Below are 15,472 nucleotides of genomic sequence, written 5' to 3'. Positions count from 1 at the left end.
ATATTGTTGACTAAAGTGACAATGTTTTCAAGCAACAATATTGCAAAATAAAAATTCTAAATTGAAAAACTAACGCCGCAACCACATGATGACACAGCATTGGGATTACGAATTTGAAACGATTGCTCCATAAGATCGTCTACAAAGTCAATTTGAGATCCTTTCATAAAAGAAAGAGAGATTGAATCAATGAATATAACCGCCCCACCTTTTTGAATAACGAAATCATCCTCTTTACGTGTAGAAACTAAATCATATTTATAAGAAAAACCTGAGCATCCACCGCCCTCAACAGAAATACGTAATGCTATCTTATTAGGTTCGTTTGATAGTATTTTTGCAATCCGTTCAGCAGCAAAATCTGATACACTCACAGTCATTTTTTATATACCCTTGCATTAAGCTATTGAGAGAGAATATCCTAAACAGATAAAAGTTTGTTAATAACAAGCTAACACTAAGTTTAAAATGAGAATAAATAATTTGCAATGAATATCAGCAATATCCATTATCAATCTCGAGCGATATATAGCACAAACCCACAAACAAGCCGTGGAAGACTATTTTGTGAAACTCTAAGCACAACACGCACTCCTTTTCAAAGGGATCGGGATCGTATTATTCATTCTAATGCATTTCGACGACTTAAACATAAAACTCAAGTATTCATTGCTGATGAAAGCGACCATTATCGTACTCGTCTTACTCATTCAATTGAAGTGTCTCAAATTGCACGGACATTAGCCCGCGCACTACATCTTGATGAAGATCTCGCTGAAGCCATTGCTCTTGCTCATGATTTTGGACACCCCCCTTTTGGCCATGCCGGAGAAGAAACCCTTGATGAATCAATGGCGCCCTATGGTGGCTTTGATCATAATGCACAAGCATTACGCATTGTTACAAAACTTGAACAGCGTTACGCAAATTTTGATGGACTTAACCTAACGTGGGAAACACTAGAAGGACTTGTAAAGCATAACGGTCCTCTTGCAGGTCCTCATTCTAGTAATAGAAATATTCCGATTGATATTCTGCAATATAATGAGCAACAAGATCTTGAGCTCGATCGCTTTGCAGGATTAGAAGCACAGTGTGCTGCTATTGCTGATGATATTGCTTATAATGCTCATGATGTTGATGATGGTTTGCGTTCGTATTATTTAACATTGAGTCAGTTCGAAAAAATTCCTCTTACAGCTTCACTGTTAAATGACATTGAACAAACATATCCACAGCTTGATCAAACTCGACGTGGTTATGAATTAGTGCGAAGACAAATAACAATCATGGTTGAAGATGTTATTCAACAATCAGAAAAAAATTTAGCACTCATCAAACCCCAAAATACACATGATGTTCATCAAGCAGGACAGATGATTGTTACCTTTTCTCCTGCAATGGCCGTGCAAGAAAAACAGCTAAAAGATTTTCTTTTCAAAAATCTCTACTACCATGATCAAGTCCTCAAGCGCCGAAATACAGCACAATATATCATACAAAAATTATTTAATTGTTATAGTAACAATCCAAATCTTATGCCTGACAATTGGTACAATAAAACGACTCACTTAACAGACCAAGAATTAGCACGTCTTATTTCTGATTTCCTATCAGGCATGACTGATCACTATGCCTTACGTGAATACTACCGATTGTTTGACCAAAGAGTCGATTTTGTTTAACTGGTTTTAAATACAATTATGGAATTTGAATATGAACGTCTTTAAAAATTTCGAGCAAAAAATTAAAAAATCGCTTGAAGAATCTGATATAAAAGGGAAAAATGGAGAAAATTTGGATTTATCAAAAATCACTGTTGACCCTCCACGAGATTCCTTACATGGTGATTTATCAACCAATGCTGCTATGGTTCTTGCAAAATCTGTTGGACTTAATCCGCGTACACTTGCAGAAAAAATTATAGCACTTCTAAAAGATGATCTATCCATTGGTCATCTTGAGGTTGCCGGATCTGGATTTATAAATATCAAGCTTACCAAATCATTTTGGCACGATGCACTGAAATTAATGATTACATCGGGGACAGATTATGGCCGTACTCAAATAGGACACGGAAAACAGATCAATGTTGAATACGTATCTGCAAATCCAACAGGTCCAATGCATGTTGGACATTGTCGAGGTGCCGTTGTTGGAGATGTTCTTGCTAACTTGCTTCAGTTCGTTGGCTATAACGTTACTAAAGAATACTACATTAATGATGCTGGTAAACAAATCGAAATTCTTGCTGCTTCTGTATTGTTGCGCTACCGTGAAGCACTTGGAGAAACAATTAATAGAGTTCCAGAAGGACTTTACCCTGGTGAATACCTAATACCATTGGGACAATCACTTGTTCAAGAATTTGGTGACAAATTACTCACTATGGATAATGAAGAAGCTTTATCTATAGTAAAAGAGCGCTCAATTGATGCAATGATGACCATGATTCGCCAAGATCTGGCGACTTTGAATATTCATCATGATGTCTTTTTTTCAGAACGAATGCTTTATATGAATAATGCGCAAGCCATTCGAAGCACAATTAATGACCTTACTTTAAATGGGTATGTCTATAAAGGTAAGTTATTACCACCTAAAGGGAAAACTGTAAAAGATTGGGAACCACACGAGCAAACATTATTCCGTTCAACCGATGTTGGTGATGATCAGGATCGTGTTTTAATTAAATCTGATGGTTCTTATACTTATTTTGCTGCTGATGTTGCTTATTTCCGTGATAAATTTCACCGCCACTTTGACGAAATGATCTATGTTTTAGGAGCAGATCATGCTGGCTATGTGAAACGACTTGAAGCAGTAGCAAAAGCAATCTCTGGAAACAAAGTCCAATTAACAGCCTTTTTGTGTCAATTGGTTAAGCTTTTTCGTAATGGTCATCCCGTACGCATGTCTAAAAGAGAGGGATCATTTATCACTCTTCGTGATGTTGTAAAAGAAGTCGGTCGTGATCCAGTGCGCTTTATGATGCTTTATCGTAAATGTGAAGCACCTCTTGATTTTGATCTAGAAAAAGTAACAGAACAATCAAAAGACAATCCTATTTTCTATGTACAATATGCACATGCGCGTTGTCATTCTGTGTTTCGTCAAGCGCAAAAAAATCTTCAGATTGAGAATCCTTCAAACGATTTAATGATTGCCCATCTTGATCAATTAACAAATGACAGTGAAATATCATTGATACACAAACTTGCCCAATATCCACGCATTATTGAACAAGCCGTAGTGTATAAAGAGCCACATCGCTTAGCATTTTATCTCTATGATCTTGCCTCAAGTTTCCACGGACATTGGAATAAAGGGAATGATAATCCTGAGTTACGTTTTATTAAGCCTAACAACAAAAAATTGTCATTAGCTAGATTAGGATTGGTTCAAGCATTTATTAATGTTCTGTCATCAGGACTTAAAATTGTGGAAGTAAAAGCTCCTACAGAAATGCGTTGAAAAAATTGTATAAATATATAAGGTTTGTGATTTGTTAAATATATTTTGATGTTCTTTTTTGAAAAAACTGATATTTTAAAATATAGTATTTAGAATTAGTAGTGCATTCAGTGCAGATCATTATGTGAGAAAATTTATGAGGGAAAAGGATCACAAATATCAGCAAGAAGAGAAGCAAGATCATGAGCATTATGATCCTTTAGAGAGATTCACGCAATTTTTAAGCCGTAAAAATGAAAATCAGGGCTCTCAGCATACTCAAGATTCATCACAATCTGACCATTTAATCCCCCAATCTCCTATAACTCATTTCCAAAATGATGATTTTGATTTGTCTTTCTTAGATGAGGAGTTTGCAAATAATTTAACTGATGAGTTTTCATTTGATGAGAAAAATAAACCAGAAAATTTTCCATTTCACGTCAATAACCCAGAAACAGCAAACACTCCTCCATCACCTGTTTCCTTTGTTGCTCCTAAAGAAAGTGATTTTTTATCTGAGATTATGCACTCTTCTTCCCTTAACGATAGTGAAGAGAAAATTTTAAACACACTATCCCCATTACCCATTCAAAAAAATCAAACACTACAAAATAAACAAACAGAAACGCATATTGATCCTTTTTTTGCAGAGGATCACTTTAACGAAAAATTAGAAGATTTTCCTCTTAATGCAGATATAAATAATAGAACTTCAACTACTAAAACAGCACATAAAAACACTGTAACTCTTTCACAAACTAAAGTAGATCATTCAGATATTATTGGCACACAATCAACCCCTTATAATAGTGAAAACTCCTATTATACATCGCCAAACTTTTCACATGAGATGCCTACTGATCAACAAACTTTAGAAAAAGACCAATATAGCGGTATACAAAGATCTTCTACAGAAACACCTTCCTCTTCTTTACCTTTTAAAGCGACGCAGAATAGAAATGACACTTCAACAAGTGCTTTCTCATCTTCTTCTTTAAATTCGCCACAAACTAACAAACAGATTGATTTAGAGGATCTTTCACAAGAAGAGCACATTACTGATTATCCCAAATCTTATAAAAAAGAGCCCTTACAACAAGAAGTTGGTATAAAAACAGCTCAATATAATCAGGATAACTTAAATTATATGAGCTTAAAAACTACAGAAAAAGGTAATTTTTCTGCACATAACTTCACTCATCACGACAATCCTCCTCCAAATGTTGATACTTATACATTTATAGAGGAAATTGTAGAAAAAACTGAACCAATTATGGTTTCAGAAATTCCGTATGAACAACCTAAAGAAAATATACCTGCTGATGGGCTTAAAAAAGAGTTTTCTGATGTATTTAATGTAGGAAATATTTCAGAAAATGATTTTTCGCAAAAACAAAGTGAATTTTTTAACGAACTTTTTCATAGCCCTGAGAAAAACCCAAAGGAAGATTTACGCATAAATACTCAGGAAAAAAAAGCCAATTATCATCTCTCTGAAAAAGAAGGATATTCTTCCTCTTTCCCAGAGAATTCACAATACAGATTCACAAATGAAAAATCAGCACATAAATTAACAACGCCTATTTGGAAAAATTTCATTATTAGTAAGGGTCTTATCGGAAGTACTGTTTTTTTTATCGCGATAATCATTGCTTTTATAAACTATCCTCACTTTTTTACGTCATTAAATGAAAGTGAAAATTCACCTATAATTCGTGCTGATAATGCACCTTTTAAAGTCAAACCGAAAACAATTGACACTGAAAATAACATTATACATAATTTAAATATTTATAATCCAATAACTGAGAGAGATGAAAAGAAAGAAAATACGCAAAAATTTCTTATTGACACTTCTGAACAGCCTGAATCTTTCATAGAATTAAATGATGAATCAGTATCTGCAAACACTGCATCACCTTCTCCTGAAGTGTACAACAATGTTGAAGATACAATTACAGAAGCTCTGAGTCATACGATTCCTACACAGGAAGTTCAAACAGTTATCGTGAGACCAGAGGGTACAAGATTATTAACTTCAAATCACTATGTACAAAAAAACACCGTATATCAGCCTGAAGTCATTGAAAAATCTCAAATTACATCTGAAATATCTTCACACTCCTCTGATACCAGTGAACAAGAAAGTTATTCTGAAGAAAATATTGATACAATCATTGCAGAAAATACTTCTACCAATAATATCATAGAAAAAAATGATGCTTCATTTATACCGGTGCCTTCACTGACTAAGCCAAATTTACATGCACAAACGCAGGTCGTTTCCCGCTCCAATCCATCAACACAAACAACGGAGCAAAATTTAGGAAATTACTATGTTCAACTTGCATCCCAACCAACACTAAAGTTGGCTGAAGATTCTTTGAAAAATCTAAAATCTAAATTTAGATCTCTTATTGGTACTCATGTGTTAAATATTTACCCCACAAGCATACCAGAAAAAGGGCTTTATTATCGTGTTCGTATTCAAATTCAAAATCGTAATGAAGCTATAAACCTTTGTGAAGATATTAAAAATTCTGGAGGAAGTTGTTTCATTACAACTAAATAAGCTGCTAAAACTACTGCTATATTATATTGAGTTTATTACTGCTCAAATTGTTAATTATTCTTAAGAAGCCTTATCTTAGATATTATTATATCAGTTGTTGTAAATTTTCTTCCTTAATTATACTTTATTAAATTTATTTACTTAAAGAATTTTATTTATAAAATGATGGAAGATTACGATTTTGAGCCTATTGAAAGACGCCATATTAAAATCTCTTTTTGAACATATTACTGCCTGATGACTTCTTAAAAGCCTTAAAATTCAAATACTTACTTTCAAATAAAACCAATCAGTTATAGGGAATTACAAATAATTTGATAACGATTTAAAGTATAATCAAAAGAATAGCTGCAAAATGGCTAATTCAATTTAAATTCTGAAATAATGTATTGATATAAAGAATTTCTTATCACAATAACTGATATTGAAGAACTTCTTATCGTAATGCCATACTGAAAATATTTCAGTATTTTTTCAATAAAAAATATACAAAAATAAAACATTATCTAAGAAAGTTTAATTCATGGATTCTCTCTTATCATCACTCCCATTTAAAATAGAAAGACATCCCTCACCTTTATCAGATGAAAAACGTGAAAAAATTTTAAAAAATCCTGGTTTTGGTCAGTTTTTTACAGACCATATGAGCGTTATTCAATGGACTGAAAAAAAAGGGTGGCATAATGCTACTATTTCTCAATACAAACCTTTAGAAATTAATCCAGCAAGTACTATATTACATTATGCACAAGGAGTTTTTGAAGGTTTAAAAGCATATCGTGCAAAAGATGGACGTATTTTATTATTCCGTCCTGATGTCAATGCTCAGCGTTTTGTAGAATCAGCAAAACGGTTAGCGATGCCTGAATTACCCCAAAACATCTTTTTAGATACAATTAATCGACTAGTAAAAATTGATCAAAAATGGGTCTCTGATCATCCAAATGCTAGCCTTTATTTACGTCCATTCATGTTTGGAAATGAAGGCTTTTTAGGAATTCGTCCCTCTCGAGAATATATTTTCTGTATCATAGCATCTCCAGTTGAGTTGTATTTCACAGGAACAGAAAAACCGATCTGTGTATGGATTGAAACAGACTATAGTCGCACTGGTCCAGGCGGTACAGGAACTTCTAAATGTGGAGGCAACTATGCAGCAAGTTTACTCGCACAAAAAAATGCAATTCAAAATAATTGTAATCAAGCACTCTTCCTTGATACAGTTGAACGTCAATGGATTGAAGAACTCGGAGGTATGAATATTTGCTTTGTTATGGCAGATAATACTCTTGTAACACCTGCCCTTAATGGTAATATTCTTGCAGGGATAACCCGTAATTCAATTTTGAAGTTAGCACAACAAATGGGTTTAACAGTAGAAAAGCGTCCTTATGCTTTTGAAGCTCTTAAAAAAGATGTACAAAACAATCAGCTCAAAGAAGCTTTTGCCTGTGGTACTGCTGCTGCTATCACATCGATTGGTCGTTTCAAATATAAAGGTGGAGAATTTATAATTGGCAATGAAATGATTGGTGCAACCACAGAAAAACTCCGCACACAACTGATTGATATCCAAAAAGGAAATATAGAAGATAGAAATGGCTGGGTGCACTCCATTCAATTACTGTAATTAACGAAACAACATTTTAATTCATCTTGAAACTTATAACAGTATAATTCTCGTTAAACATACTTATTATCGTTTAAAGCGATAACCAGAAAAACGCATCAGCTAAATTTTGATCGATCTTTATGCTGTGCTTTAATATTACGAATTGTACCAGTATGTGAACGCATCACAATTGTTTCTGTCTGGATATAATCACGAGTAAATTTAACACCAGAAAGCATATTACCCTCTGTTACCCCTGTTGCAGAAAACAAAATATCTCCCTTTGCTATCTCTTCCATTGTATAAACTTTATTAGGATCAGCAATTCCCATTTTAGCAGCACGCGTAATTTTTTCTTCTGTATCAAGCTGTAAACGCGCTTGTATCTGCCCACCAATACAGCGTAAAGCTGCTGCAGCTAATACACCTTCTGGTGCACCACCAATACCTATATACATATCAATACCCGTTTCATCTGGATCAGTTGTGTGAATAACACCAGCAATATCCCCATCACCAATTAAACGGATTGATGCACCTGTTGCACGCACTTCACTAATCAGTTCTGCATGGCGAGGCCGATCCATAATACAAACAGTCATCTGATTAACAGCTACCCCTTTGGCCTTGGCAAGAGCAAAAATATTGTCCTCAGGCTTAGCATCTATATCAACCAACCCTTCAGGATAACCGGGACCAATCGCAATTTTTTGCATATAAACATCAGGAGCGTAGAGTAAATTACCTTTTTCAGCAATCGCAATCACTGAAAGCGAATTGGCAAGATTTTTGGCACAAATTGTAGTTCCCTCGAGCGGATCAAGCGCAATATCAACGGCTGGTCCATTCTTTAACCCTACCTTTTCTCCAATATAAAGCATAGGAGCTTCATCACGTTCACCTTCACCAATTACTACTGTACCATCAATAGGCAAACGATTAAGCTCCTGACGCATTGCATCTACAGCGGCCTGATCAGCTGCTTTTTCATTACCCTGCCCTCGCAAACGTGCAGCCGCAACAGCTGCACGTTCAGTTACACGTACCAATTCAAGTGTTAGAATACGATCAAGTCCATTCGAGACATTCTGAATTGCTTTGGGCATATAATAAAATCCTATTAAAATTAGTGTTAGCAAAAAATGTTGGCGCTTATTACCAAATACTGATTAATTTTTTTGCAAAGATGAAAGCTTTCTACAAGAGAAACAACAAACAGACTTCTACATAACTTCATGTTATAAATCTTATAAAAACAAATTAAGATTTTTTACTGAGATGATTATCTTCTAATAAATACATCCTTCACCATAACGTATTTGTTTTTTAATAAATAGCTCTAAAAAATTTTCAATGGTAAAAACCATTTATTTTCTATTTTCATTCTTTTCCTAAAATTGAAAGCAATATCGTCGATTATTATCATACTCACATTTTAAATTTTTTATTAACCTTTATCACTTTATTGGTATATTATCTTTTCTAGATTCTCCCAAAAAGCTATCTGCATTGTATCAACATGCATAAACACCCAAAAATTATTCAATAAAATGCGTTTTTTTTAAAAAAATCACTTATAAGACTTGCGAAGTAAAAAGATCCTCTCTATAAAGCCTCATCACTGGTTTGCGCCCATCGTCTAGCGGTTAGGACATCGCCCTTTCACGGCGGAAACAGGGGTTCGATTCCCCTTGGGCGTACCAGTTTTCTATAATAAGCGCATTAGTGCTTAATTAGGTTATTAAGCTAGAGTCTGCTTTTTTATTATTTTCTCCTAAAAATACATTAGCATTCTTGCAAATATATACAGCTCATAATTTGTAATCTGTACAACAAGTAATAGTCACTTTATTCCATAAAACAATCAAAAAGACCAACCCAGCACCAGCAAACCCCAATTGATATTAAAGTTCACCTTATATTCTCTACGATAAATATTATGCAAATTTTTCTGGTTTGGGAATAGAATTTTATTAATCAATTCATGCACATAGTGCAATCTTCCAAAGATTTGGTCATCAAATTTAATTTTTTATAAAATTTATCAAATAATTAAAGAAAATATTTAATAAATAATAGAAAATCGAATAGATCCTATAGCTCCAGTAAATATCTGCTTACTTTCTTGTTGAAACTGTTGAATTGATTCTTCATCAATCATACGACGACCCCATATTGCACTAGATATATTGCTTTGTTTCCAACTAGTCAAATTTTTAGCAAAATTTTCTACACCTGATTGATTATATACTTTAGCAGAATCATTTTCTGTAATGTCCAATAAAACTTGTGTTCCGTTAGACAATTTCTCTTCTTTATCTAAGGAATTCAAAAAATTCTTCCATTGATCACCATTTACTGTCACGGGAACATAAACCTGAAAATATTTCTTCGGAGTACCATCGTAATCTTGAAATGAGGAAACACCATCATCAGCTAGCTCTCCTAACCAATCAACAAAATTAGCAACACTGTTCAAATGAAAAGAAAAATCCGTAACTCGCCCTTTATTATTAGAAGATTCTTGAATACACAGCAATGCGTCATACACAGTTGAACAAAAAACATCTCTAGTATTAATATACACAAGTGAGGCTTGAAGAGTATCCTGAACTATTTCATTAAAACCCTGTTTTACATGTAAACTATTATTCTTCTGATATTCCTCAGTCCTTATATGTGACCGAAATGAATTGATAAAAACCATTATCCCCCTCCATTCAAGATAACGTAAACGATATCTAAACGGAATTATGTAACACAATAAATAAAACTCAAAAAGAAAAAATAAATAATAAAAATTCAATTTTATTTATAAATATTTTCATATTTTTCAAAAATATAACACAGTAGCTTATTGTTATATTATTCTATTTCTTTATAAAATTGAATTTTTTCTATTGTGCTTATTTTTACTTTTCATCATAGAATTGAAAATGCTATAGTAATTTTTATTGCTGACAAGAAAAAGAGGCCTTTAATGGAAAAGATCAAAGTGGACAATCCCGTTGTCGAAATCGACGGAGATGAAATGACCCGTGTTATCTGGAAATATATTAAAGACAAATTGATCCATCCCTATCTAGATATTGATCTTAAATATTATGACCTCTCCATTACCAATCGAGATGGCACTAACGATCAAGTAACAATTGATTCCGCTCATGCTATCAAACAATATGGAGTTGGCATAAAATGTGCGACTATCACTCCTGATGAATTACGTGTTAAAGAATTTAACTTGAAAAAAATGTGGAAATCACCCAATGGCACAATCCGCAATATTTTGGGAGGAGTCATTTTTCGTGAACCGATTATCTGCAAAAATGTTCCACGTCTTGTTCCCAATTGGACAAAACCAATTATTATTGGACGTCATGCTTTTGGTGATCAGTATAAAGCAACTGATTTTAAATTCCCTGGCAAAGGAAAATTAAGCATCAAATTTGTTGGCGATGATGGTCAAGTTATTGAGCATGATGTCTTTGATGCCCCGAGCGCAGGTGTCTCCATGGCTATGTATAACCTTGATGAGTCAATCCGTAATTTTGCACGTGCATCTTTCAATTATGCTCTACAACGAAATGTTCCTGTTTATCTTTCGACAAAAAATACTATTCTGAAAGCTTATGATGGCCATTTTAAAGATATTTTTCAAGAAATATTTGATATGGAATTTAAAGATGAATTTGAAAATCGTAAACTAAATTACGAACACCGTCTAATTGATGACATGGTTGCTTCTGCACTCAAATGGTCAGGGGGTTATGTTTGGGCATGTAAAAACTATGACGGTGATGTTCAATCAGATATCGTTGCTCAAGGTTTTGGTTCACTTGGTCTCATGACCTCTGTTCTCATGACTCCAGACGGAAAAGTTGTTGAAGCAGAAGCTGCACATGGTACAGTTACGCGTCATTACCGTCAGCATCAAAAGAATGAAGAAACATCAACAAATTCTATCGCTTCTATTTTTGCATGGACACGCGGACTAGCGCATCGCGCTAAACTTGATAACAACGAGAAATTAAAAAACTTTGCTGCTATATTGGAAATGGTCTGCATTAATACCGTTGAAGAAGGTTTCATGACAAAGGATCTTGCAATTTTGATTGGTCCTAAACAATCATGGCTCTCCACGGTGGGTTTCCTTGATAAGGTTGACCAAAATCTTAAAAAAGCAATGGCTCATTGAAAGACATTATTGAAAACCTCAAAATTTTACGAGAGGAGAGCTTTGAACCCTTCCTAGAAAAATTAAAAAACCGAATTATATTTAACTTGAAGAAAAACGATTATTTTTAATATGTAAATGGTTAAAAAACAAAGCTGGTCTGAACTCTTATCTGGTAAAAACGGTCTTTACTCTCTAACCCTTTCGGGTGGAGTTATTTTGCACGCCGTCAATGTTTACATCGTTATTACTATTTTGCCTTCCATTGTCGATGATATTGGTGGTGAACAATATTATTCTTGGGCATCAGCTATTTTTGTTATAGCTTCACTGATTGGAGCTTCACTTGTAACAAAAATGCTAAGAAAAATGGAGCTTCATAAAATCTATGCTATTTCTGCGCTCATCTTTGCAACGGGCACCTTTGTCTGCAGCATTGCTGGCAATATGCCATTATTTTTAATAGGACGTCTTATCCAAGGTTTTGGTGGTGGTTTTTTATTATCCTTATCCTATTCCGTGGTGCGCATTATTTTTAGTTCGCATTTATGGTCATACGCATTAAGCATTATCTCTGGAATGTGGGGTATATCAACATTGCTAGGACCAGCCATCGGTGGTATTTTTGCACAATATAACTTATGGAGAGCATCTTTCTGGATTGTTGGGGTTTTAGCAATAATTTTCTCACTTGTAGCATATAAGTTTTTGCCAAAAGAAAATAAAACTCATATTCCAACACTCCCTTTTCCTCTTGTTCAACTCCTTACCCTCACCTTATTAATTCTTATTATCTCTATTGGTAGTGTTATCGATACAACAATTGCAACAGCCTGTAGTTTAACGATTGGAATTGGCCTTTTTTTCGTTTTAGCAAAACTTGAATCATCAACTCCTCATCCTATGCTGCCACATAAAGCCTTCTCTTTTTCATCTGAATTTTTTCCTATTTATTCGCTGATACTCATCATGAGCACAGTAGCTTACGGTATGGAACTTTATCTACCACTTTTTCTTCAAGAACTTCATGGTAAAGATCCACTAACTACAGGTTATATGACTGCATTAATCAGCCTGGGTTGGACATGTGGTTCTTTATTAACTGCTAGTGCATCAACAAAAAAAATTTGCCGCATCATAGTGTATTCTCCTATATTAACACTTTTAAATATAGGAGTACTTTTATGGCTTATTCCAACAGAAGTAACTATTTTTGAGTATATTTCCATTATTGGCTTAGCATTATTTGCTATCGGAATTAGCAACGGCATAGCATGGCCACATCTATTAACACGAATATTACAGTGTGCTAGCGATGAAGATGCTCTGCGTGCAAGTGAATCCCTCACGTCAGTACAATTATTCCCAATAGCGTTAAGCGCAGCATTAGCAGGAGTAATTACTAAGCTCGCTGGTTTATTTAATCCTGGAGGAATAGAGGGAATGATTTCTGCAGCAAAAGCTCTTTTTACAACATTTATCGGTATTTTATTCTTTCTTGGTATTCCATTTGCATTACGCGTTTCGTACAGAATATTTAAAAATCCAACCGGACAAAATGGACCTCTTAAATGAGAAATGTGTGCATCATCATTTCTATCAATACTCAAGAATAAAAGTCAATTCACTGAACGATAAAAATTACTCAGAATAACTTATGATATGTCTCCATCACTGTCTGGAGAAATTTAACAAGCTCCACCTTATAAGCTCTGCAGAATTTACCAATAAAAATTCAAGTGCATCAATAATTTAGATTTTTTAAACCAGCTAATTAGAAAAATCATAAAATTTTTTCTACTGATAATAATTTATATAAAACCAGAAACTCCTTATAAAGGAAATGCTACAATAATCATTACAAAATGAATAATAAAATATTCATTTTGTAATGATATCAAAACACGTTGCTATATTATGAAAACCTCTAGAATAATTTTTTACGTTTTACAAAGTTAAAATAGATATCATCATACTATATCGAGCTATTTTTTTTCTATGTATTACATACAGTTGGTATGGTCCTCTTATCTAAATTTCTATGATTAATTCTTACAAAATTTGATAAAAAATGCAATTTTTATACTTATTTAAGAAATCACTAACCTGTAATTAACATTATTGACCTAAATAGTTTTTTCCGGATCATGTATTGCGTACCGGAGAACAGTTGTCTCTGCTAGATATTCTATATATCACAGAGAAAACATTTATCAATAAAACTGCGCTATTCTAGAAATGGATGCGCAGTTTTATCTTTTTTAAGAGAAATACTCCAGCAGTTTATAGTGTTAAAAAAAACAAAAAAATCTTTTCTACAAAACAATGAATTCAATCATATGAGCAATACTCAAAAAATCAGACACTAATTTGTCAATATCTTATCACCTTGCATCCATGCAGAAGTTGTTTCAGCACAAAAGTCTGCATAACATCCTGCTTCAATAGCATCACGAATACCCTGCATAAGTTGTTGATAATAAGAAAGATTATTCCAAGTTAACAACATACCACCAAGAGATTCACCAGATTTTATTAAATGATGCAAATAAGCACAGCTATAATCACGTGCAGCAGGACATGGTGATTGTGGATCCAGAGGACGCAAATCTTCTGCATAACGAGCATTACGTAAATTGATCCTGCCAAAACGAGTAAAAGCTAAACCATGACGCCCTGCACGGGTTGGCATCACACAATCAAACATATCAATACCTCGAGCAACACTTTTTAAAATATCATCCGGCGTCCCGACCCCCATGAGATAACGTGGCTTATCCTCTGGCAAAAGCGGACAAGTAGCATCTAATACAGTTATCATAACATCCTGGGGTTCTCCAACTGCGAGCCCTCCAATAGCATAGCCTTTCAAATCCATTTCTTTCAATGCTAAAACAGAGCGTTCACGTAATTTCATATTATCCCCACCCTGAACAATACCAAACATAGCTTTCTCAGGTTGATGACCAAACGCTGTTTTACAACGCTGTGCCCAACGTAATGAAAGTTCCATAGCCGCTTCTATTTCTCTTTCCTTCGCAGGCAATGCAATACATTGATCAAGCTGCATTTGAATATCAGAATCAAGTAGCCCTTGGATTTCAATAGAACGCTCTGGACTCATCTCATATTGAGCTCCATTAAGATAAGAGCGAAAAATTACACCTTGCTCTGTAACTTTACAAATTCCTGCAAGCGACATAACCTGAAAACCACCTGAATCCGTTAAAATAGGCTCAGGCCAATGTGCAAATTCATGTAAGCCGCCCAAACGCGCAACACGTTCAGCTCCTGGACGCAACATCAAATGATACGTATTACCCAAAATGATATCCGTACCAAGATCACGTAGCTGATCCATATACATAGCCTTAACAGTTGCTGCTGTTCCAACTGGCATGAATGCAGGTGTACGAATACACCCTCGGCCTGTTATAATCTCGCCCCGGCGTGCACACCCATCTTGAGCAATTTTTTTATAGTTAAATGTCTTTATCATCATTCTTGCTTTTGCAATTTAATATATTCTATCGCCTGTATTTCTGTGAGCGATAACTCTTTCTAATTGAATGATCATAAAAGTTACAAACATTATAATGATTTTTAATCATCTCAACACTGAGACGACGTAAAAATACAATGAGATGAAGAAAATATA

10 protein-coding genes and 1 tRNA gene are annotated in these 15,472 nt (G+C 34.3%); 7 read left to right on the top strand and 4 right to left on the bottom strand.

The annotated features are described in order from the left end of the window. Positions 1-56: 56 nt before the first annotated feature. Positions 57-380, bottom strand: a complete 324-nt coding sequence (locus H710_RS04070; protein WP_041849564.1) for a HesB/IscA family protein — start codon at positions 378-380, stop codon at positions 57-59. A 108-nt stretch (positions 381-488) separates the two neighbouring features. Here H710_RS04070 and H710_RS04065 point away from each other — a divergent pair, with 108 nt between their 5' ends. The 4 genes from H710_RS04065 to H710_RS04050 all read left to right on the top strand — a co-directional run bounded on the left by H710_RS04065 (position 489) and on the right by H710_RS04050 (position 7,658). Continuing rightward, entirely contained in the window at positions 489-1,685 is a 1,197-nt protein-coding gene (locus tag H710_RS04065) for a deoxyguanosinetriphosphate triphosphohydrolase (RefSeq protein WP_041849563.1), read from the top strand. 31 nt (positions 1,686-1,716) lie between these two features. Next, positions 1,717-3,474, top strand: coding sequence for an arginine--tRNA ligase (gene argS / locus H710_RS04060; protein ID WP_041849562.1), 1,758 nt, complete (start codon positions 1,717-1,719; stop codon positions 3,472-3,474). A 136-nt stretch (positions 3,475-3,610) separates the two neighbouring features. Then, positions 3,611-6,028 carry an SPOR domain-containing protein gene (locus tag H710_RS04055; RefSeq protein WP_041849561.1) on the top strand — a complete coding sequence of 806 codons (2,418 nt, stop codon included), beginning with the start codon at positions 3,611-3,613 and terminating at the stop codon, positions 6,026-6,028. A gap of 523 nt (positions 6,029-6,551) precedes the next feature. Continuing rightward, a complete protein-coding gene (locus H710_RS04050; RefSeq protein ID WP_041849560.1) occupies positions 6,552-7,658 on the top strand; it encodes a branched-chain amino acid aminotransferase in 1,107 nt (368 codons plus the stop codon). 98 nt (positions 7,659-7,756) lie between these two features. Here H710_RS04050 and glpX read toward each other — a convergent pair whose 3' ends face one another. Next, entirely contained in the window at positions 7,757-8,746 is a 990-nt protein-coding gene (glpX, locus tag H710_RS04045) for a class II fructose-bisphosphatase (RefSeq protein ID WP_041849559.1), read from the bottom strand. Positions 8,747-9,268: 522 nt separating this feature from the next. Between glpX and H710_RS04040 the strand changes: the two genes are divergently transcribed. Next, a tRNA-Glu gene (locus H710_RS04040) sits at positions 9,269-9,343 on the top strand. A 362-nt stretch (positions 9,344-9,705) separates the two neighbouring features. On the opposite strand, the gene H710_RS04035 is transcribed toward H710_RS04040, so the two are convergent. After that, the gene (locus H710_RS04035; protein WP_041849558.1) at positions 9,706-10,347 is read right to left on the bottom strand and encodes a hypothetical protein; all 642 of its coding nucleotides are present in this window, start codon (positions 10,345-10,347) and stop codon (positions 9,706-9,708) included. A gap of 273 nt (positions 10,348-10,620) precedes the next feature. Here H710_RS04035 and H710_RS04030 point away from each other — a divergent pair, with 273 nt between their 5' ends. Together H710_RS04030 and H710_RS04025 are read left to right on the top strand one after the other, a co-directional pair. Then, positions 10,621-11,835: an NADP-dependent isocitrate dehydrogenase gene (locus tag H710_RS04030; protein WP_041849557.1), complete on the top strand. Its 1,215-nt coding sequence runs from the start codon at positions 10,621-10,623 to the stop codon at positions 11,833-11,835. Between the two features lie 117 nt (positions 11,836-11,952). Then, on the top strand, positions 11,953-13,389 hold the full coding sequence (locus H710_RS04025; protein WP_041849556.1) for an MFS transporter: 1,437 nt from the start codon (positions 11,953-11,955) through the stop codon (positions 13,387-13,389). 790 nt (positions 13,390-14,179) lie between these two features. Here the strand turns inward: H710_RS04025 and tgt are convergent. Beyond that, the gene (gene tgt, locus H710_RS04020; protein WP_041849680.1) at positions 14,180-15,313 is read right to left on the bottom strand and encodes a tRNA guanosine(34) transglycosylase Tgt; all 1,134 of its coding nucleotides are present in this window, start codon (positions 15,311-15,313) and stop codon (positions 14,180-14,182) included. Positions 15,314-15,472 lie beyond the last annotated feature (159 nt).

The organism is Bartonella bacilliformis Ver097 (assembly GCF_000709795.1).
GTDB lineage: Bacteria > Pseudomonadota > Alphaproteobacteria > Rhizobiales > Rhizobiaceae > Bartonella > Bartonella bacilliformis_A.
The sequence above is the reverse complement of the archived record's forward strand: the minus strand, read 5'-3'. Positions and strand labels throughout refer to the sequence as shown.

What these genes read in the sequence shown, in the direction of transcription:
- tgt (WP_041849680.1), bottom strand. Translation starts at nt 15,313, where the DNA reads ATGATAAAGACATTTAACTATAAAAAAATTGCTCAAGATGGGTGTGCA.
- H710_RS04030 (WP_041849557.1), top strand. Translation starts at nt 10,621, where the DNA reads ATGGAAAAGATCAAAGTGGACAATCCCGTTGTCGAAATCGACGGAGAT.
- glpX (WP_041849559.1), bottom strand. Translation starts at nt 8,746, where the DNA reads ATGCCCAAAGCAATTCAGAATGTCTCGAATGGACTTGATCGTATTCTA.
- H710_RS04050 (WP_041849560.1), top strand. Translation starts at nt 6,552, where the DNA reads ATGGATTCTCTCTTATCATCACTCCCATTTAAAATAGAAAGACATCCC.
- H710_RS04065 (WP_041849563.1), top strand. Translation starts at nt 489, where the DNA reads ATGAATATCAGCAATATCCATTATCAATCTCGAGCGATATATAGCACA.
- H710_RS04025 (WP_041849556.1), top strand. Translation starts at nt 11,953, where the DNA reads ATGGTTAAAAAACAAAGCTGGTCTGAACTCTTATCTGGTAAAAACGGT.
- argS (WP_041849562.1), top strand. Translation starts at nt 1,717, where the DNA reads ATGAACGTCTTTAAAAATTTCGAGCAAAAAATTAAAAAATCGCTTGAA.
- H710_RS04035 (WP_041849558.1), bottom strand. Translation starts at nt 10,347, where the DNA reads ATGGTTTTTATCAATTCATTTCGGTCACATATAAGGACTGAGGAATAT.
- H710_RS04055 (WP_041849561.1), top strand. Translation starts at nt 3,611, where the DNA reads ATGAGGGAAAAGGATCACAAATATCAGCAAGAAGAGAAGCAAGATCAT.
- H710_RS04070 (WP_041849564.1), bottom strand. Translation starts at nt 380, where the DNA reads ATGACTGTGAGTGTATCAGATTTTGCTGCTGAACGGATTGCAAAAATA.